The 20,582-nt window shown below is 35.8% G+C and carries 20 protein-coding genes; 17 read left to right on the top strand and 3 right to left on the bottom strand.

The window, feature by feature from the left end:
• Window positions 1-77: 77 nt before the first annotated feature.
• The 10 genes from EZV73_RS10830 (at window position 78) to EZV73_RS10785 (ending at window position 12,399) form a co-directional block, all read left to right on the top strand.
• The gene (locus tag EZV73_RS10830) at window positions 78-383 is read left to right on the top strand and encodes a PadR family transcriptional regulator (protein ID WP_240840330.1); all 306 of its coding nucleotides are present in this window, start codon (window positions 78-80) and stop codon (window positions 381-383) included.
• Window positions 380-1,714, top strand: coding sequence for a DUF2812 domain-containing protein (locus tag EZV73_RS10825; RefSeq protein WP_240840329.1), 1,335 nt, complete (start codon window positions 380-382; stop codon window positions 1,712-1,714). The genes EZV73_RS10830 and EZV73_RS10825 overlap by 4 nt, the downstream gene beginning before the upstream one ends.
• The gene (locus tag EZV73_RS10820; RefSeq protein WP_240840328.1) at window positions 1,707-2,324 is read left to right on the top strand and encodes a non-canonical purine NTP pyrophosphatase; all 618 of its coding nucleotides are present in this window, start codon (window positions 1,707-1,709) and stop codon (window positions 2,322-2,324) included. The genes EZV73_RS10825 and EZV73_RS10820 overlap by 8 nt, the downstream gene beginning before the upstream one ends.
• 1 nt (window position 2,325) lies before the next feature.
• Complete coding sequence (locus tag EZV73_RS10815; RefSeq protein ID WP_240840327.1) at window positions 2,326-3,432, top strand: hypothetical protein; 1,107 nt, start codon at window positions 2,326-2,328, stop codon at window positions 3,430-3,432.
• 225 nt (window positions 3,433-3,657) lie between these two features.
• Entirely contained in the window at window positions 3,658-4,845 is a 1,188-nt protein-coding gene (hisS, locus tag EZV73_RS10810) for a histidine--tRNA ligase (protein ID WP_240840326.1), read from the top strand.
• 455 nt (window positions 4,846-5,300) lie between these two features.
• The gene (gene adhE, locus EZV73_RS10805; protein WP_240840325.1) at window positions 5,301-7,883 is read left to right on the top strand and encodes a bifunctional acetaldehyde-CoA/alcohol dehydrogenase; all 2,583 of its coding nucleotides are present in this window, start codon (window positions 5,301-5,303) and stop codon (window positions 7,881-7,883) included.
• Between the two features lie 9 nt (window positions 7,884-7,892).
• Entirely contained in the window at window positions 7,893-8,129 is a 237-nt protein-coding gene (locus EZV73_RS10800; RefSeq protein ID WP_240840324.1) for a (2Fe-2S) ferredoxin domain-containing protein, read from the top strand.
• Window positions 8,130-8,133: 4 nt separating this feature from the next.
• The gene (locus tag EZV73_RS10795) at window positions 8,134-9,810 is read left to right on the top strand and encodes a [Fe-Fe] hydrogenase large subunit C-terminal domain-containing protein (protein ID WP_240840323.1); all 1,677 of its coding nucleotides are present in this window, start codon (window positions 8,134-8,136) and stop codon (window positions 9,808-9,810) included.
• On the top strand, window positions 9,807-10,973 hold the full coding sequence (locus EZV73_RS10790) for a SpoIIE family protein phosphatase (RefSeq protein WP_255813195.1): 1,167 nt from the start codon (window positions 9,807-9,809) through the stop codon (window positions 10,971-10,973). The genes EZV73_RS10795 and EZV73_RS10790 overlap by 4 nt, the downstream gene beginning before the upstream one ends.
• 4 nt (window positions 10,974-10,977) lie before the next feature.
• The gene (locus EZV73_RS10785; protein ID WP_240840322.1) at window positions 10,978-12,399 is read left to right on the top strand and encodes a monomeric [FeFe] hydrogenase; all 1,422 of its coding nucleotides are present in this window, start codon (window positions 10,978-10,980) and stop codon (window positions 12,397-12,399) included.
• A gap of 9 nt (window positions 12,400-12,408) precedes the next feature.
• Here the strand turns inward: EZV73_RS10785 and EZV73_RS10780 are convergent, their stop codons facing one another.
• Both EZV73_RS10780 and EZV73_RS10775 read right to left on the bottom strand, forming a co-directional pair.
• Complete coding sequence (locus EZV73_RS10780; RefSeq protein WP_240840321.1) at window positions 12,409-12,657, bottom strand: zinc ribbon domain-containing protein; 249 nt, start codon at window positions 12,655-12,657, stop codon at window positions 12,409-12,411.
• 45 nt (window positions 12,658-12,702) lie between these two features.
• A complete protein-coding gene (locus EZV73_RS10775; RefSeq protein ID WP_240840320.1) occupies window positions 12,703-13,623 on the bottom strand; it encodes a YafY family protein in 921 nt (306 codons plus the stop codon).
• A gap of 78 nt (window positions 13,624-13,701) precedes the next feature.
• Between EZV73_RS10775 and EZV73_RS10770 the strand changes: the two genes are divergently transcribed.
• From EZV73_RS10770 to EZV73_RS10740, 7 genes are all read left to right on the top strand, one after another.
• Window positions 13,702-14,076, top strand: coding sequence for a hypothetical protein (locus EZV73_RS10770; protein WP_240840319.1), 375 nt, complete (start codon window positions 13,702-13,704; stop codon window positions 14,074-14,076).
• 185 nt (window positions 14,077-14,261) lie between these two features.
• Window positions 14,262-15,143 carry a DegV family protein gene (locus tag EZV73_RS10765; protein ID WP_240840318.1) on the top strand — a complete coding sequence of 294 codons (882 nt, stop codon included), beginning with the start codon at window positions 14,262-14,264 and terminating at the stop codon, window positions 15,141-15,143.
• Window positions 15,144-15,260: 117 nt separating this feature from the next.
• Window positions 15,261-15,539 carry a hypothetical protein gene (locus EZV73_RS10760; protein ID WP_240840317.1) on the top strand — a complete coding sequence of 93 codons (279 nt, stop codon included), beginning with the start codon at window positions 15,261-15,263 and terminating at the stop codon, window positions 15,537-15,539.
• 7 nt (window positions 15,540-15,546) lie between these two features.
• On the top strand, window positions 15,547-16,077 hold the full coding sequence (locus tag EZV73_RS10755; RefSeq protein ID WP_240840316.1) for an NUDIX hydrolase: 531 nt from the start codon (window positions 15,547-15,549) through the stop codon (window positions 16,075-16,077).
• A 3-nt stretch (window positions 16,078-16,080) separates the two neighbouring features.
• Window positions 16,081-17,007: a hypothetical protein gene (locus EZV73_RS10750; RefSeq protein ID WP_240840315.1), complete on the top strand. Its 927-nt coding sequence runs from the start codon at window positions 16,081-16,083 to the stop codon at window positions 17,005-17,007.
• Window positions 17,008-17,017: 10 nt separating this feature from the next.
• Entirely contained in the window at window positions 17,018-17,773 is a 756-nt protein-coding gene (locus EZV73_RS10745; protein WP_240840314.1) for a class I SAM-dependent methyltransferase, read from the top strand.
• Window positions 17,774-17,913: 140 nt separating this feature from the next.
• Complete coding sequence (locus EZV73_RS10740; RefSeq protein ID WP_240840313.1) at window positions 17,914-18,510, top strand: CPBP family glutamic-type intramembrane protease; 597 nt, start codon at window positions 17,914-17,916, stop codon at window positions 18,508-18,510.
• 32 nt (window positions 18,511-18,542) lie between these two features.
• Here the strand turns inward: EZV73_RS10740 and EZV73_RS10735 are convergent, their stop codons facing one another.
• Complete coding sequence (locus tag EZV73_RS10735) at window positions 18,543-20,381, bottom strand: methyl-accepting chemotaxis protein (protein ID WP_240840312.1); 1,839 nt, start codon at window positions 20,379-20,381, stop codon at window positions 18,543-18,545.
• Window positions 20,382-20,582 lie beyond the last annotated feature (201 nt).

Below are 20,582 nucleotides of genomic sequence, written 5' to 3'. Positions count from 1 at the left end.
AGTGACTTCTTTGCTTGATTTATATCGAGTATTGATATAATATGAATATATCAATACTCGATATAAAAGGAGTTTTTATGGCAAGAAGGCAATTGCAAACCTTAACAGAACCCATGTACTATGTACTACTTTGTTTGAAAAAACCTCTACATGGATATGGCATCATGCAAAAAATTGATGAAGTTACCCAGGGCAGAGTCAAGGTAGGACCGGGTACGCTTTATAATTTGATGGACCGTTTTGTTAAAGAAGATATTGTTCAAAGGGTTGAAACATCAGGTAAAAAGAAAACTTATCAATTAACAGACAAGGGATATGAATTATTAGATGCAGAAATTAAAAGACTTAAAACTTTGATTGCTGATGGAGAAAAAATGATATGATTAAGAGAGATAAAAAAAAGAAACTAAGGATGATTTATACGTCTGAGTTAAAACTTTTAGAAGAACGTTATGAAAAAATGGCTGCTGAAGGCTGGATGATTGAAAATGTGACAGGTGCATTTGATAAGTTTCAAAAATGCCAACCTGCAGAACTTGATTTTTCAGTGACACTGTTTCAGGCAGAACTACCAGTAGACTATCCTAATAAAGACAAACATGACCTCTACCAGGAATTTTGTGAAGATAGTGGCTGGAAACATGTCTGTCATAACAATTTATTTCATGTCTATTGTAAATCTAAAGACAACCATGTAGTGGCCATACATACAGATGCAAAATCAGAATATTCATCCTTGTTCAAAGGTTTTCTAAGAAGTGAAGCCATGTTAATTGTCCTTTTAATGCTACAAATATTTCAGCTGATGATGCATGTAAACTTCCTCAGTTATAGAGATTTTATGGATTCTCAGTTAACCTTTAATTTTTTAACCCCTCTTGTACTTAGTGGTATGTTGTTGATTTGTTTACTCCCAAGTGTGAGATTTATTATAAGAAATCACTTTAGAGTTAAAAAGGGAGAGACCATTCTTTATGATTCATTGAAGGTCATTAAAAGAAATAATCGTATCAGGTTATCTTCTATGATATTTTGCACCCTATACTTGATTCTAACATTTGCTAACATCATATTTAGAGGTGTTCCAACTTATATTTTAATAACAGTTATTTTAACTCAAGCTTGCATGTGGGGTGTCTTCTATTTATTCTTCTTAAAGGTAAAGAAAATAAAACACTCAAGACTAGTAAACACCATAATTTTAATTGCCTTATTCTTTATTACCTGGATAGGCAGTGTGGTTATCATGTTCTCTGTTGTTGGTAGTCACCTTGACTTTGAAAGACCAGTGTATGATATGCCTGATGTGTCAATATTAAACTACGAGGACTTAGGCTATGACTATGCTTTTGAACCAGAGTTAGACCAAGTTGAATCTACTCTTTTAGTACCCCTTAGTTTTAATTACTTGGCCCGTCATGAGAATAAAGATGACTATATTTATCTTGAAGTGGAATATATTCAAACAAAATATGCTTGGGTAAAAGATATGATGATACCACTCATATTTGATTATAACTACAGACATTCTGATGAAGTAAAACCAGATATTGATGCATCTGTGATAGATTATGAAGATGTAAAAGTTTACAAGATAAGACCAGATCAAAGTAGAATTCTAGTAATCAATGAAGAGGTTATGTATATAGTGACCATGAATCAAGCCATCAAGGACGACTTATTGGTTCATGTAGTAGGAGGTTTAATTGACTAAGATATTATACGGTACAGGTAACCCAGCCAAACTAAATGGCATGAGAAATACACTTGCTCCACTAGGCATAGAAGTGATTGGTTTAAATGACCTATCAGGAGACTTACCTGAAATTGATGAAAATGGACGTGAGCCTCTTGATAATGCAAGAATCAAGTCTTTAGCCTACTATAAAGCCTTTAAAATGCCTGTCTTTTCACTAGACTCTGGCCTGTATTTTGTTGAAGATCCTCATCTAGAACAGCCGGGGACTTATATTAGAAGATATACAGGTGTCCATATGGACGATGATCAAATGATTGAACATTATAGGTGTCTCGCAAAATCTAATGGTGGTCAGATAAAAGGACAATATATAAATGGTATTGTACTTGTTTTAGACGAAGACCACATTTATGAACATCAGGGTGAAGATATATCTTTTAAATCCTTTTATTTGACTGATGCCTGCCATGAAAGAAGAGTAGAAGGTTTTCCTTTAAACTCCATAACAAAAGATGTAGAGACTGGCGAGTTTGTATATGATATGAAGGCAAGAAAAAATGATGGTGATAGTCAAAGTCAGGCCTTTAGAAATTTCTTTAAAAAACACTTAAACTTAGGAGAATAAAATGGCGGATAATTATGTTTTAAAAGATGAACTGTTTAATAGAGAGACTGTATCGGAACTGGCATCATCCATTAAGAAGGTCTATGAAGATTTTGAGTGTGATGTTTATATAGAAGAGTGTGTCTCAGGTTTTGATTCAAGAGAGTTAAAAGAACGTATGACCTTTATGGCAGAAAAACTTGAAGACTTCTTGCCGAGTGATTATCTTTTAGCGACCGATATTATGCTTAAGGCATGTCAAGTTACTAAAGGAAAGGAATCTTTTGTTTATGGCGCCTTCAGTGAGTATGTAGAAAAACATGGTTGTAATGAAAAGTATTTGGACCATTCCTTAATCATGCTCGGAGAATATACCAAGGTATTTTCAGCTGAATTTGCCATCAGGGCTTTTATCAATGATTTTCCAGAACAAAGTTTCAAACAAATGCTTGAGTGGTCCTTAAGTGATGATTTTAATCAAAGAAGGCTTTCTAGTGAAGGGATGCGACCGAAACTGCCTTGGGGCAAAGCCATAGATTTTGATCCTCTTAAAGCGGTAAGTGTCCTAGATAACCTGTATGATGACAAGGAGCGCTACGTGACGCGGTCGGTTGCTAATCACTTGAACGACCTGTCGAAAATAGAGCCTGATGTAGTGGTATCTATTTTATCTAGATGGCAGGACTCTGTTAAACAGGAAAAAAAGGAAATGGATTACATCATCAGTCATTCTACCAGAACCCTTGTTAAAAAAGGCCATATAGGCGCTTTAGACCTACTGGGCTATAAACATGATGCAAAGTTTGAAATAGATGACCTTAGAGTTTTGACACCTTCTATTCATATCGGGCAATCTCTTGAGTTTGAATTTGAAATAAGAGCGCTTGAGGACATGAAAGCCATGATAGATTATCAGATAGATTATCCTATGGCTGGTGGTAAAAGATCAAGCAAGGTTTTTAAGATCAAAAAGGCGAATCTAAAAAAATATGACCACTTAAAAATCCATAAGAAACATCCTTTTAAAGTCATGACTACAAAGAAACTTTATACTGGCGATTACACGCTTACACTTCAAATCAATGGTAAGCTCTATACTAAAGGCTATTTTTCTATGGAAGTTAATTGAATCTGACTTAAGCAGTTGAATACTTTTAGATAAATATGTTATAATGATGCAAACGTTAGAGGTGGATTATGTTATATTTAGAGATTAAAAAACATCATCATCATAGCTAGACGTGCATTTATGAGATCATAGATGCAGGTCCATTTGTTGTGTCTATGATGGTTTAACGAGATTAAAAGCCATGTGAGACACATGGCTTTTATTATTTTTTTGAAAGGAGCACGTATGAAATTTAGAACAAAGCCCGCTAAAGGCACACAGGACATTTTACCTGAAGATATGGCACTTAGAAATTATGTGCAAGATACAATTAGAAATACTTATAAGGAAAAAGGTTTTACTCAAATTCAAACACCTTCTGTTGAGAACATCGACTTGTTAACAAACAGTGATGGTGGTGAAAACTTAAGAATGTTATTTAAGATTCTTAAGAGAGGTGACAAATTAGATTTAAATGGTAAAGAAGAAGATTTGTCAGACTTAGGTTTAAGATTTGACTTAACACTGCCATTATCAAGATTTTATGCCAACAATAGAAATGATTTACCTACGCCTTTTAAGGCCATTCAAATTGGTGATGTATGGAGAGCAGAAAGACCTCAAAAGGGGCGTTACAGACAATTCATGCAGTGTGATGTTGATATTATTGGAGAAGCGTCAATTGTTTCAGAAATTGAGTTATTAACAACAGTACCTGAGGCTATTAAAAGATTAGGATTTGATAATTTTACAATCAAGATCAATGATAGAAGACTTTTAAAGGATATGGTTGTATCAGCTGATATAGACGAATCTTTATTTGGTTCTGTTTGTATCATCCTTGATAAGGTAGATAAGATTGGCATTGAAGGTGTAAGAAAAGAACTTGCTGGCAAAGACTTATCAGAGGCTCAAATTGATAACTTAATAGCTCGAATGGATACAAAGCTTGCTGATATGGATTTACAAGCAGCAAAAGAGATTCAGACAATCATTGATATTGTTTCTAAGTACTATCCAATTGAATTTGATCCTACGCTTGTTAGAGGTATGGGTTATTACACAGGCGCTATCTTTGAAGTACAGTCAAGTGAGTTTAAAGGTTCACTTGGTGGTGGTGGTCGTTATGACAACCTACTTAACAAGTACCAAAATGACCCGATCCCAGCTGTAGGTTTCTCTATTGGTTTTGAAAGAATTGTAGACTTACTAAAATCTAAAGGTGTTTCTGTAGATACACAAGAGAAGATTGCCTTTGTATATATGGATGATCAATATCTAGAAAAAGCGGTTGAGTTATCTCAGGACTTAACTGGACAAGGTAAAATTACTTCTATATACCAAGTTAAGAAAAACAAGATTGGTAAGAAGATGAACCGATTAGAGAGTGAAGGCTTTACAGAAATTATTGTGGTGGATAGGATAGAAAAGTAATTGAGAATCAATTTCATTAAGAAAGTATAAAGTTTATTGATAATTATTCTCAATGGTGTTATGATTTATACAAGTTATAACATAACTTAGCCCCAAAATATATTGTACAGATTACTTCCCGAATCATAGAAAAAGGATGGACGCCCCCATCCTTTTTTCGTGTTTTCTTTTTTAAATGATATTGTTAAAATAATAACGAAGTGATTTTAAGGTAAAACAATGAATGGGAAGGTGATTGTTTCATATATGTAATAATTTGATTTCTAAAATGTAACAAATTCTAAAACTAAATGAAATATTTTGATTTTAGATTGTCGTGTTACAATTTTGTAACATAAAAATCGTTTTCATGTCGTATTTGTAATTGTTTTTTTGATTGAAAAGTATAGACTTTAGAAAAGATTGTGATAATATTAACGATGTAAGGACGAACTTGAGCTTGAAAGGAGTTTACGATGATAGTAAAAACAGTAGAGCAATTAAATAAGAAAATCGAAGATGTAAGAAAAGCACAGGAGACTTTTGCAAAGTTTGATCAAAAGCAAGTGGATGAGATTTTCAGAAAAGCAGCCATTGCTGCTAATAATTCTAGAATTGATCTTGCAAGACTCGCCCATGAAGAAACACGTATGGGCATTATAGAAGACAAGGTGATTAAAAATCATTTTGCATCAGAATACATTTACAACAAATATAAAGACGAAAAAACATGTGGAGTTATAGAAAGAGATGACTCATTTGGCTTATTGAAGGTAGCAGAACCAATTGGTGTTATTGCAGCAGTTATTCCAACAACGAATCCAACTTCAACGGCAATCTTTAAGATATTACTAACACTTAAAACTAGAAATGGTATCATTTTATCACCTCACCCAAGAGCCAAGAAGGCAACCATTGAAGCGGCAAAAATTATTTTAGATGCAGCTGTTAAAGCAGGTGCGCCTAAAGATATCATTGGTTGGATTGATGAACCTTCTTTAGAACTGACTCAGGCGGTTATGAGTTCAACGGACTTAATTCTAGCAACAGGTGGTCCGGGTATGGTAAAAGCGGCTTATTCATCAGGTAAACCAGCCATTGGTGTTGGTGCTGGTAACACACCTGCAATTATCGATGAAACAGCAGATATTAAAATGGCAGTTAACTCAATTTTGTTATCAAAGAGTTTTGATAACGGTGTTATCTGTGCATCGGAGCAATCAGTACTTGTCCATGATTCTATATACGCAGACATTAAAAAAGAGTTTCTATTAAGAGGGGCTTACATCTTAAGTAAGAAAGAAACAGAGGCCATGAGAAAGGTTATCCTAAAGGATGGCAAATTAAATGCTGATATAGTTGGTCAAAGCGCAAGCAAGATTGCTGAGATGGCAGGCATAAAAGTTGATGAAAAAACTAAGGTTTTAATTGGAGAAGTTTCATCAGTAGAACTTTCTGAACCATTTTCACATGAAAAGCTGTCACCAGTGCTGGCTATGTACAAGGTAAAGACTTTTGAAGAAGCTCTAAAAAAGGCTGAAAGATTGGTTGAGCTTGGTGGCTTTGGACATACGTCTGTACTTTATACGGATCAAGTCAAATCAAAAGACAGAATCGAATTATTTGGTGCAACAATGAAGACAGGTAGAACCATTATTAATATGCCATCTTCTCAAGGCGCTATCGGTGATATATACAACTTCAAATTAGCGCCATCATTAACACTAGGTTGTGGCTCATGGGGTGGTAACTCAATCTCTGAAAATGTAGGTGTAAAACATTTATTAAACATTAAGAATGTTGCAGAAAGAAGAGAAAATATGTTGTGGTATAGAGTTCCTGAAAAAGTATATTTCAAGTATGGTTGTTTAGGTGTTGGCCTAAAAGATCTAAAAGATATGAACAAGAAAAAGGTCTTTATAGTAACTGATAAGGTGCTTTATGATTTAGGCTTTGTAGAAAAAGTAACCAATCATTTAGAAGAAATGGACATAGATTATAAGATTTTCTATGATGTGGAGCCGGATCCAACGCTTATGACTGCAAGAAAAGGTGCTGAAGAGATGCTTGTTTACAAGCCTGACACAATCATTGCCCTTGGTGGTGGTTCGCCAATGGATGCAGCTAAGATTATGTGGGTTTTATATGAACATCCTGAGGTAAGATTCGAAGATCTTGCTATGAGATTTATGGATATCAGAAAAAGAGTTTATCCATTCCCTAAACTAGGCCAAAAGGCTATGATGGTGGCTATACCAACATCAGCAGGTACAGGATCTGAGGTAACACCTTTTGCCGTTATTACAGACGAAAAAACAGATGTTAAATACCCACTTGCAGATTATGAGTTAACACCGGATATGGCTTTGGTAGATGCTGAACTTATGATGAGCATGCCAAAATCATTAACGGCTGCATCAGGTATAGATGCTTTGACACATGCTTTAGAAGCTTATGTTTCTGTACTGGCTTCAGAGTTTACAAATGGTATGGCATTAGAATCCATTAAATTGATATTTGACTACTTGCCAAGAGCTTATGAATCGGGTCTTGAGGATGTGGAAGCCAGAGAAAAAATGGCACATGCTTCAACGATTGCTGGTATGGCCTTTGCCAATGCCTTCTTAGGTGTTTGCCATTCAATGGCACACAAATTAGGTTCTAAACACCATATACCACATGGTGTGGCTAATGCACTGCTTATAGGTGAAGTCATCAGATTTAATGCAGTTGATAATCCAAGAAAACAAGCTGCCTTCCCTCAATACAAGTATCCAAATGCTAAGTGGCGATATGCTCAAATAGCTGACTACTTAGGATTAGGCGGCAAAACAGATGATGAGAAGGTTGAGAACTTAATCAAGGCAATTGATGGTCTTAAAAAATCTTTAGATATTCCTGCTTCTATTAAAGAGGCTGGTGTTTCAGAAGTGAAGTTTATGAAATCATTAGAAGATATGAGTATTCAGGCATTCGACGACCAGTGTACTGGTGCCAACCCTAGATACCCATTAATCAGTGAAATAAAAGAAATGTACATGAATGCATTTAAAGCATAAGGAGCAGATATGATAATAAAAGTTTGTATCGGCAGCGCATGTCATTTAAAAGGCTCTTATGATGTCATCAAAGGTATTGAAAAATACCTTGATGACCATCATTTAACAGAAGAAGTCATTTTAAAGTCATCGTTCTGTTTAGGAAAGTGCTCACAAGCTGTTTCAGTAGAAATAGATGAAAAGGAAATTGTTTCAGTATCACCATTAACAGTTAATGAGGTCATGGACAAGGTCATGAAGGGGTGATGGTATGAAATTTATAGAATTTCATTCAGACAAATGTGATGAATGTTTTAAATGCTTGAGATTTTGTCCTACTAAGGCAATAGCATTCACACCTAATAACAGACATATTGTGGACGATCTATGCATCAAGTGTGGTCAGTGTTTGGTTCACTGTAAACAAGGTGCACTAACAATTCATAAAGATGAACACCGAGTAAAAACATTGTTGGCTGGTAAAAATAAGGTAGCCGTTTCTATAGCGCCATCTTTTGCAGGTTTATTTGTTATGGACCACCCACTTCAAATGGCCAAGGCTTTAAGGAATTTAGGATTTGAATATGTAGAAGAAACAGCAAGAGGGGCTGAGATTGTATCTCAAGCTTATGACCGTGTTATTGAAAGCCAAGCTATGAAAAACATCATTACATCATGCTGTCCGTCAGGTATGTATTTACTCCAGCATAACTTTGGAAAATCCACAGACCAAGCCTTGCCTGTCATTTCACCAATGGTGGCTCATGGTCGTGATATGAAGAAAAGATACGGTGATATAAAAACGGTCTTCATCGGACCATGTATAGCCAAAAAAGCAGAGGCCTCAGAGTTTGAAGATGCCATTGATGCAGTTATGACTTTTAGAGAGCTTGAGGAATGGTTTGAGGAAGCTGAAATAGATTTAAAAGAACTTGAAGTGTCTGAGTTTGATACACCATCTACCATGAGAGGACGATCTTTTCCAATTGGTGGGAGACTTTCACAAGCGGATTACAAACACCTTCATTTGCAAGGCATAGAAGAGTGCAACAGTTTTTTAGAAGCAGTCGAATCGGATTCTATTAACGGCTTTTGTGCAGAACTTAATATTTGTTCCGGCGGCTGTTTAAATGGTCCAGAAATACCAAAGCAAGCGCCTAATACATTTAGAAGAATGGAAAAACTGATTGCCTATATGGATCAAAAAACTGAGGATCATTTCGAAGAAGTTACAGACATTGAAATTACCCGTCTTTTTAAGGATATGACCTATGTGAATCAGGAAGTCGATGAAGCACAAGTTTTTAATGTTTTAATGGATATGGGGAAATACACGGAAAGTGACCAAATCAATTGCGGTGCATGTGGTTATAAAACATGTTATAACAAGGCAATTGCAGTTGTTAAGGGTTATTCAGACATTGATCTGTGTATGGATCGATTAAAGCATAAGGTAGAAAGCTTGCAAAGTATCATCTTTGATAACAGTCCAAATGCTATTTGTATATTAGATGAGGAGCAAAGAATTCAGGAGGTCAATCCTGCATTCAATCAGATCTTTAATGAAGATAAGATTAAGTTAGATGGTTGGCCTATACATGCTGTCATCTCTAGCGATGTATTTGATAAGCTCAGAGATCCAGAAACACAACATGTGAGTCAAAAGCTATATCTAGACCATGTGGACAAGACTTTTTTTATGAATCTAATCCGTATACATGAGGGGAAAACTTATGTGGGGATTCTTACGGATGTGACTTATGAGGAAAGAAAAAAAGAAGAGATGACTGTGATGAAAACACAGACCCTTGATACGGTACAAGAGGTCATTAACAAGCAGATGAGAGTTGCTCAGGAAATTGCAAGTCTTCTTGGTGAGACCACTGCAGAGACTAAGATTGGTCTTAACAAGTTAAGAGACATCGTTTTAGGAGAGGACAAGATATGATAAATGCACATTATGTTGATTTGTCTTATCACTCTTTAAATAAGTATGGTGAGGAACTTTGTGGTGATAAGGTAGAAGTCATAAAATCAGAAAATAGGACCATTGTTGTACTCGCTGATGGGCTTGGTTCGGGTGTAAAAGCCAATATCCTAGCAACCCTAACAAGTAAGATTATGATTACCATGTTGGATAAAGGGGCTACATTACAAGATACCATTGATACCATCACCAATACCTTGCCTGTCTGTCAGGTAAGAAAAATTGCCTATGCAACATTTACCATTGTAGACATAGATAAAGACTTAAACTGCAAGATTATTGAGTTTGATAATCCACCAACCTTTCTTTTAAGGAAACACCGTTTAAGAACGGTTGATAAGAAACCAATTTATTCATCGGGGAAAAAAGTCATGGTTTCTGAGTTTAAACTTCAAATTGGAGATGAAATCATTGTGGTATCAGACGGGGTTATCCATGCAGGTGTAGGTAAGTTTTTAAATCATGGATGGGAATGGCGACATGTAGCTGAATACATAGAAAATCAAGAGCTCAAGTCGGCTGATAAGTTAAATAGAAGACTTATTGAAGTCTGTCATAAGCTTTATGACAATAAACCAGGTGATGATACAACTGCTATTGCCATTAAGATCAGGCTGCCTGAGAAGATACAGTTGTTGACTGGACCACCTACAGATAGTGACTTAGATAAAGATGTTGTTGAGACCTTTATTAAGAAACAAGGTAAAAAGATTGTTTGTGGCGGTACAGCAGCCAATATTGTATCTAGAGAACTTAAAAGAGAGATCATTACGGATATTAAATATCTGGATCCTAAGATACCTCCAATAGCCAAAATAAGAGGCATCGATCTTGTGACAGAAGGGGTTCTGACTTTAAAGATGGTTTATGACGAACTCAAAAGGCTAAACACTTCTTGTGAAGAACCTATCTTCAATCAAGAAGATGGTGTTAGTAAACTTTTGAAACTGCTTATTGAAGATTCAACCCACATCAACATACATATGGGACATGCCATTAATCCAGCGCACCAAAATCCTAACTTCCCAAGCGACTTAAGTATAAAGGTTAAGGTGGTGGAAGGTATTGTTGAGGAATTAAGGACAATGGGGAAAATTGTAACCTTAATAGATACGGACAGGTGATGAGATGAGACAATATGAAAATGAAGTACAGAAAGTAAAACATGAAGTATTGAGTTTGATGGCAAAAGCAGCCATGAAAAACACATTAATTGAAGAGATTATTAAGCTCCCTAAATTGATCAATCCAGGTCCTGAAGGTCGTGTAAGATGTTGTGTCCACCATGAGAGAGCAGTTACATGTGAACGTATAGATCTGATCATGGGTGGTAATAAAAACAAACAAGAAATAGTTGAAGTGTTGCCTTCAGCTTGTGACCAATGTTTGGTCAACAGATATGTTGTAACAGAAACCTGCAGAGGCTGTTTAGCCCATAGATGTGTAGGCGCTTGTCCAGTGGATGCTATCAGCATTCGAGCTGGCAAAGCAGAAATTGACCATAAAAAGTGTATAGAATGTGGCAAGTGCAAGGACGCCTGTCCTTACAGTGCCATTGCAGATGTTATGCGTCCTTGTAGAAAAGGTTGCCCGACAAACGCCATTCATATGGATGAGAATAAGACCGCTGTTATAGATTATGACTTATGTATTTCATGTGGTGCTTGTGTTTATAACTGTCCCTTTGGGGCCATTCAAGATAAATCAGAGATTTTGGAAGTGATAAAGCTTTTGGACAGCTCTTCTAATGTTTATGCTATTTTGGCACCTGCTTTTGCAACACAGTTTCAATATGTTCCCCTAGAACAAGTGATAACCGGGATAAAAAAACTTGGTTTTAGAGATGTTGTAGAAGTTGCCCTCGGTGCTGATTTAATCGTTAAACATGAGGTAGAAGAATTCATGGAAAAAGAGACCGATTCAATGACTTCTTCTTGCTGTCCAGGCTTTGTTAACTTAATCAAGTTAAATTATCCAGAGCTTTTGACTTCTGTATCAAACACTGTTTCACCAATGGTGGCAACGGCTCGTTTGATTCAATCGATAGATCCTCAAAGTGAGATTGTCTTTATTGGACCTTGTATAGCCAAAAAACATGAGAAACTATCTTATCCTGAAATCGCTCATGTGCTAACATTTGAAGAACTCGATGCCTTAATTGATGCAAAAGGCATTGATCTTGAAACTTTAGAAGGATCACCCCTTAACAATGCGTCTTATCATGGCAGAAAGTTTGCTGCCTCTGGTGGGGTTTCGAGTGCTGTTGTGTCCTATTATAAGGACCTAACAGATAAACCTTTAGATGTCATCAACTGTGATGGTATCAAAGAGTGTGATAAGGCCCTTAAGCAGTTGAAGTTTAAGAAATTAAAGGATGTCTTTATAGAAGGTATGGCCTGTAAGGGTGGTTGTATAAAAGGTCCAGTTACCATGCATCATGGACCGAAAGATGTAAAGGCTGTAGATAATTATGCTAAGAAAGCCTATGAAAATGAAATAAACACCTCCATAGAAGTGTTTAATAAAATAACTTTAGACTTAAGGCGGTAATAGAGGAATCTATTGCCACCTTTTTAAGTTTTTAAGATTGTCTGTTAGGTATTTTCTAGCTTCAGCTTCTGTATGCCCCTCTTTCATCATAAAAGGCACACAGGTTTCAACCATCTCCTCAAAAGTCTCATCAGGCTTGTTAAATTGACCCTGAGGATAACAGTAAAGGCAGTATTCCTCGTTTTTGCTACCATCTGCATTCTTACCAAACATTGCCTCATCATTCATAGGCATACCACACGATTGACATATTTTCATATTCATTTCCTCCTTGAATACATTTTATCAAGGTAATTATGACACCTATATGTCATAGTTGTTCAGAACGATGGATTTATTTAATCTAGAAACGAATTCTCTTCGTAGCCAATCAGGTTCAAGTATTTTAACATAAGGCACCATGCCCATTAAGAGGGTATAGACCCATTCATCTAAAGGAAAGTTGATGGTGGCCAGTATCTTGTCTTCTAAGATGGTCATATGTTTAGGGTCGAAGTATTCAGGTAGTTTGCCTTGTAGTTTCTTGTCAATTTCCAGTTTGATTCTTACCACTTCATGGCGACTGTCTATGGTCGATTCCCATGGCAGTGGCGATGGTAATTCTAATAGTTCAAAGCTTTCATCTAAAAGTTCACAAGATAGGATTCTAAAAAGTTTAAACATCCTAAAATCATTTCTGAGTTCACAGTAGCCATAGACATACCAAACACTACCGTACATGACCAGTGTATAAGGGCAAATGATGCGGGTAGTTTCTTTATAGTCGATATTTAAGTAAGTGATTTTGACTTTTCTAGTTAAGTCTCGGCCATTTGATAGACATGCTAAATGGTTTTTAAACAAATCGTTATCAAGACCAGGTGTTAGGTGGATGACCATTTTATCTAACGAACCTTGATTCTCTGAAAGTGCATCAAACTTGTTGATCATGGATTTGACATCAGAATAAGGAGCGGCCTGTTCTAGCCCTTTTAAAAAAGTCATTAAAATATCTGCTTCATTTTTATTGAGATAAGATTTACTAAGCTTATAGTTTTCCATCAATTGATAACCGCCTTTTGAGCCGGTTTCTGCATACAAAGGTACGCCAGCAAGGGTTAGTGTATCCATATCTCTTTGTATGGTTCTAACAGACACGTTAAAGTGTTCTGCTAGTTGTTTTGCTGTTAGCTTGTCTCTGTTAATTAAAAGCATTAAAATTCCAATTAATCGATCTATCTTCATCAGTCACCTCTTTTCAATTGTACAAAGAAAATGCTTAAATTGCCACAAAACAGGTATATAAATAATAGAGGTGATGCTATGTATAGAGTTAAAGAAGATGTAAAGCGTGCATTTGCCAATCGATTCTTAAAGTGGGGTCTTCTATTAGAAGACTGTGTAATCGATAGCAGTAACAGCCATGTGATTAAAAAAGACGCTTGGGAAATTCGATTTATTGAAGATACAAATGATAGAGGCAATTACTTAGAGTTTTACTGCATCAGCCATGAGTTTTCTGATGAACATTTTAAAATCTACGAAGACGGCACCATAGAAGAATGTGACATCATAAAGGCTCAATATGCTTTTGATCCTACGCTTCCTGGTGATAAGGAAATTGCAAGAGACCTATACCTAAAAGAAAATCAAGTGGTTTATGAGTATCTAAAAGAAAAGGGCTTGTATAGAAGATAACCAAAGTGTTATTTTCTTTTTTTTGTTTAAACACAAATTTTTCATAAGTAACAAAAGCTAAGATGATTTGAGTTTATCTTGAGCTTTAAGCTTTCTTAAGTGGATATTAATTTAGTATAAAATTATTCCTAGCTCATTTAAACTTGATTCTATTTGACTATAATGTTAAATGAGGAGGTGAAAGTATGAAGACATTTATCGTGGTAGATTCCTGTTGTGATTTACCGCTAAGCTATGTAGAAAGTAATAAGGATGTTCTAGATATCATTGGTATGCCGGTAAACATTGATGGTTTTGAGTATTACGATGATCTAGGTAAGACTTTTACACATGAAGCCTTGTATGGCAAGTTAAAAGAAGGAATTTTGCCTTCAACTGCACAGATCAACGCTTATCGATTTGCTGAAAAGTTTAAAGAACATATAAAAGATCATGATACTGTGATTTACATAGGATTTTCATCAGGTCTGAGTGGGACCATTAATAATGCCAGACAGGGTGCAGACCTTGTAAAAGAAGAATACCCTCATGCTGATATTAGGGTGGTGGACACAGTTTCTGCATCTATTGGATTAGGTGTTTTAACAGTTAAAGCTGTTGATATGGTAAGAAGTGGCGCTTCTATTGATGAAGTTGAGTCTTGGCTTGAAGACAATAAAATGAAAGCCAACCACTGGTTTGCAGTAGATGATTTACACCATCTTAAAAATGGTGGTAGAGTGTCACCAGCGGAAGCGGCTGTGGGTACACTTTTGAATATTAAGCCGATTTTAATCGTTAACAGACAAGGGGTTTTAAAACCTTATGCAAAGGTCAAGGGTAGAAAAAAGTCAATTAAACTTCTCATTGACAAGTACAAAGAACATTTCAGTGGCCATGCGTATGACAAGTTGATCATTGGTCATGGGCATGTAGAAGACGAGGCTATCAAGCTTAAAAAGCAATTACTGGAGCATATGGAAGAAGAGCAGATTATCATTTCTGAGTTGTCTGCAACAATTGCTTCACATGTAGGACCAGGTATGCTTGCAATCGCATTTATGGGCAACACAAGAGAAGACAAATAAGACGCAATTATATTTAATTTATTGAGGTGACCATGTCACCTTTTTCTTTTTTGAGAAATTCTTCCTTGACCATTAGCATATAGACCATCTTAGCGTATAATAGAAGAGAGGTGAAGGATGAGTAAAGGTAGATGGATTTATTTAAGTGTGGCACTTTTCAATTTACTGATGATGTGCATGCCGACAAGTACCTCCTTATTCAGCTTAGTCCTACAAGATATAGAGTCAGGTACTTGGAAAATCTGGTTGCCAGATCTTTTGGCGATGCTTTCAATCCTAATAGGTTATATTGGTTTAAAAGTCTTCTACAAGGATTCTTCTAGATATATTAAGCAGTATCCTTATTTGGCTTTGATTATAGCACTGGTCTGGACTGGCTTGATACAAGTAAAGTGAGGTAATATTGAAAACAGAATTAATTGCAGCTTTAAAAAGATATAGGGCATTTGATTTACAGGAAAGAGATATGGTGACAAAGACCATTGAATACTTAAAGAGCACGGATGATTATTTAGGCAAAGTCAATCCAAAAGGTCATATCACAGGTTCTGCGTGGATTGTCAACAAAACAAGGGATAAGGTACTCCTTACACACCATTTGAAGCTTAACATATGGGTACAACTGGGTGGCCATACTGAGCTTGACGAAAGTGTAGAATCATCTGCTTATAGAGAAGGTATTGAAGAATCGGGTTTAGAATACTTAACACTTGTTGAAGAAGGTATTTATGATGTAGATGTACACTTGATTCCAAAGAGAAAGTCAGAGCAGGCGCATTATCATTATGATATTAGATTTATCTACGAAGCAGATGATAGGGGGCCCTTAAAGGTTTCAGATGAATCTCATGATTTAAAATGGGTGCCTGTAAATAAAATAGAAGAGTATACCAAGGAACGTTCAGTTATTAGAATGATAGAGAAAATGGGGTAAGAGATGAATCAAACAATGGAACAACTTACACAAGCATTGGCTCAAATTAATCACTCAGAAAAAAGGTTATCAAGTTTAACTAGAGATCTGTCAGATTTAATCAGTAAAAGAGATGATGCTCTACTTAGATTAAAAAAAGAAAACAAGGACGTCGAAAAAATAGCTGGTGTTTCTTTTCAATCTTTTGTGGCGACCTTATTTAACAATAGACAGGAAAAGCTTGAAAAAGAAGAACTTGAAGCTATAGAAGCCAAAAGGGTTTATGATACAATTGTTTTTGAAGTTGAGTCACTTCAAGATGAAATAAGTGAGCTTAAAAAACAAGTCAGCCAAAAGCACCAAGTTCAAGCTGATTATCTGCAAGCGCTAGAAGAAAAGAAAAGTGAAATAGCTCTTAAAAATCCTAGTTTGTGGACGCGGTTAGAAAGCTTGGAAAACAAGAAAAGAAGTCTTGAATCAGACATAAAAGAACTGTCAGAAGCCATTGGTGCTAGTAATGCCGTGAAAAGAAAAACTGGTTCGGCGTTAAATGAGTTAAAAGATGCTAAAAACTTAGGTGTCTGGGACATGATGGGAGGCGGTCTATTGGTTACAATGGCCAAAAGAGACCATATGTCTACGGCCCAAAACATCATCAATGAACTTAACTATAGCCTGAAAACACTTTCTAAGGAACTTTCAGATGTAAACATGACCATGACGTCTAATATAGATATCGCAAATTATATGGGATTTGCAGACTACTTCTTTGATGGTTTCTTTATGGATATGATGGTACAAGATAAGATCAATGGTGCACTTGATAAACTTTCTAGACTTGATAGAAATATTGATGAAACATCAAGAAAGCTAAAAAGTCAACTGAAGTTTAGCGAAGAAGAAAAGAAAAGCTTGATAAATGAAATGGATGAAATGATTCTTAAAGCATAAGGAGGCTAAATTGAAACGGTATATTGGTTTACTATCAGAAGTGAGTGATTTAACAAATAGAAATCAGATAGATGTGGACGCCTATGTTAACATTGCCCACAAATATCGTGGTAAGATTCTTGAACTTGGTTCAGGTAGTGGAACCATTAGTATTGGTTTAGCAAAAGAAGGTTACGATGTCACTTGTTTAGAGATTCATAGAGATATGATCCATCTTCATGAGGAAAAACTAGATGATGATTTAGAAAAGAATACAACCATAGTATTAGGGGATATGTGTTCATTTGACTTAAATGAAAAATATGATTTGATCATTGCGGCAGGTAACCTTATCAATTCTATTATGAGCGAGGATGAGATTTACAATATGTTTGAATCTGTTAAAAGACATTTATCAGATGTAGGCGTCTTTGTCATAGAGTGTGAATATCCAAATATCAATCGCTTGATTGTAGATCAGGATAAAGAAAAGGTTGAGTATTTAGAAAATCCAAGAACTAAGATGAGGGTGGAGAATAGAATCAGAAGTCATTTCAATTTTCTTGAAATGACCAGACAAGATCATATTGTTGTAACTGAGTTCAAGGATGACCGTATTAAGAGAAGAATACAGATAGCCAGAGACTATAAGATTTGGACTGTTGATGAGATTAGAGACTTTATAAAAAACAATGCCTTTAATATCATGTTAGAGTCGGGTGATATCAACACTGTAGAACCTATAACTGATAAAAGTTCGCATATGATTTTTTTCCTGAAACGTTAACTATTATTGGATACTATGAATCTTCGTTACAAAGTTTTTAATAATCACATCAAGGTATTAAGTTTAATTCATAATCAGATTATTTAAGTGATTCCTTTATACAATCATGTTATGCTGAAGCAGAAATGTGGAGGCTAAATTTGGAAAGAAATCAATTGAAACACACAGATAGAGAAGGGATGATTGCGACGAGTTTCTTACTCATCTATTTGCTCTTTGCCTATCTTTTGGTCTACTGGACCAAAACTGTATCTGGTATATCATTAACTAGAGAAAACTTCATAGTAAATATTTTTATGTATGTTGTACCATGTTTTGGTGTGATCAGTATGGTTTATTTTCAGGAATCTACATTAACATCACTTGGTATGAGTAAAAGAAAATCTTTATGGATACTGGGTTTGATGATTTTATCTTTGGTATTTTATACTCAAGATTTGTTATTGAAAATCATTATAATCGTAATAAGTGAAGAGATCATCTTCAGAGGATATGCTGCCAATCGTTTAAGGGCTTCGTTTGGCAAATGGGGTAGCATTGTTATCGCAGGCATTATTCTAGGCTTATTATACAGTGTGGTACCTTTTGTAACTAAAAGCATCACATTGAGTGAGTTGGGTGTTTATATACTTATCGGTCTTGCCACTCAGCTGATATTACAGAAGATGTATTTTCGTTTCAACAACATCATCATGCCTATGGTATTTCATACAGGCATCTTATTTATAGCATTATAAAAACCATCAGCTTGGCTGATGGTTTTTTGCATCTATAATTTAAATGTGGCAACCTTGGATTGTAACATAGCAGCTTGTCCTGAAAGCTCTTCACTTGCAGCAGCTGTTTCTTCTGCAGTTGCAGAGGTTGTTTGTACAACTGCTGATATTTGGGTGATACCGTCGTTGATCTGATTGACACCATAGGCTTGTTCTGAAGAAGCTTCCGCAATCTCAGTAACAAGGGTCGTGGTTGAGTTGATTTCATCAACAATCTTCTTAAGTGATTCAGCCGTATCATTGGCGATGGTCGTACCATCTTTTACTTTTTCTATGGAACCTTCAATTAGAACTGTCGTTTCCTTGGCTGCATCAGCAGATTGTGCTGCAAGGTTTCTAACTTCTTCTGCAACAACTGCAAAGCCTTTACCATGTTCACCTGCGCGAGCTGCTTCTACAGCTGCATTTAAGGCTAGGATATTTGTCTGGAAGGCAATATCATCTATAACTTTTATAATCTTAGATATATTGTTAGATGATTCATCAATGGCAGCCATTGACTGAAGCATTTCATCCATTTGCTTGTTGCCTGTTTCTGCATGTATTTTAGCTTCATCAACGATACGTTTGGTATTGTTGGCATTTTGTGCGTTCTGTTCTGTCTGTACAGAAATCTGTTCAATGGTTGCAGTCAGCTCCTCGATAGAGGCTGCCTGTTCTGTTGCCCCTTGAGATAAAGACATACTTGAATCAGAAAGTTGCTGAGAGCCTGTTAAGACTTGTTCAGAAGCGATATTAATGGTTGTTAAGACATCCTTTAGAGAATCAATCATCTTCATAAATGACCTTGAAAGGCTACCGATTTCATCTTTGGAATGAATTTGAACATCAACGTTCAGATTACCTGCGCCTGCTTGACTCATGGCCTTTTCTAGTTGAGTAATAGGCTGGGTAATGATGTTTTTAACCAAGAAGTAAGAAATAAGGCTACTTGCAATAATGCCTATGATGATGGTAATAATCATCACATTTCTAATGGAAATAGAAGTCGCATTTAAGTCACTTTCATCAGCTGTAATAACAAAACCCCAGTTTTCAACTTGGACGTATTGTGCATATTTGGAAACACCATCAAATGTGTAATATTCAGATCCTGAAGCTTTGTTAATGATGTTGTTGGCTACAGCGTGAATGGCCTTATCTTCAAAGCTGAACATACTTGTTTCGTCTTCCACATATTCATTATTGATGTGGGCTACAAATGTACCAGCATTATCACCAGTAATATCAATCATGTAACCGTATCCCTTGGTACCGATTTTAGTGTCGGAAACGACATCTGAAATAAGTGCGAAATCAATTGTTGCTACAACAGAGCCTTGATATTCATTGCCTATAAAGTAAGGCTGACAGATGGCAATGACCTTTGAACCTGAAGCTTTAGAAACAATCAGGTCGCTGACCACCATTTTCTTTGTTTTCATGGCATCTTTTATGTAATCTCTTTGACTTAAATCCGCACCTACAACACCTGCATTTTTTTCATCAGCAATGAGTACCGCATTGCTTTTATCAACAACGGAAACTAAACTGATCAATTCAGAGTACTGTTTCTGAGTAGTCGTACATGCCTCTGTCGCTTCAGCTTTAGAACCGCCAGAAAGCACATCCATTATACGTTTGTCATTTGAGATAAGTGAAATCGTATTTTGTGTATTGGCTATTTTTTCTTCAATAAGTTCTGTCCTTAATTTTAGTTGGTCACCAACTTTACTCATCATTAAATCATTGGTACTTGTTGATGCTTTATAGTAAGAAAAGATACCAATCGCTAAACTTGTTATAAGGATTAGTGATAAGATAATAAGTAATAATTTTTGTAAAAGTTTCATACTGCCTCCTTTTTATCATGTTACTCATATCCTAAATGTGAAAAAATAAACAAGATGTTTCAAAATGTGAAAATGATTTGTTTTATATCATATTAGAGTGAGAAAAACATTCAAATCTTCTCATAATGAAATGTAGCGTTTGTGGTGATTTGATATAGAAAACCAAACGTATGTTTGGTATGATGGAAGTGGGAGTGATGG

The sequence above is a fragment of the Acidaminobacter sp. JC074 genome, assembly GCF_022496765.1.
Classification (GTDB): domain Bacteria; phylum Bacillota; class Clostridia; order Peptostreptococcales; family Acidaminobacteraceae; genus JABXKX01.
Note: the sequence above shows the minus strand (reverse complement) of the source record. Positions and strands in the feature narration are given on the sequence as shown.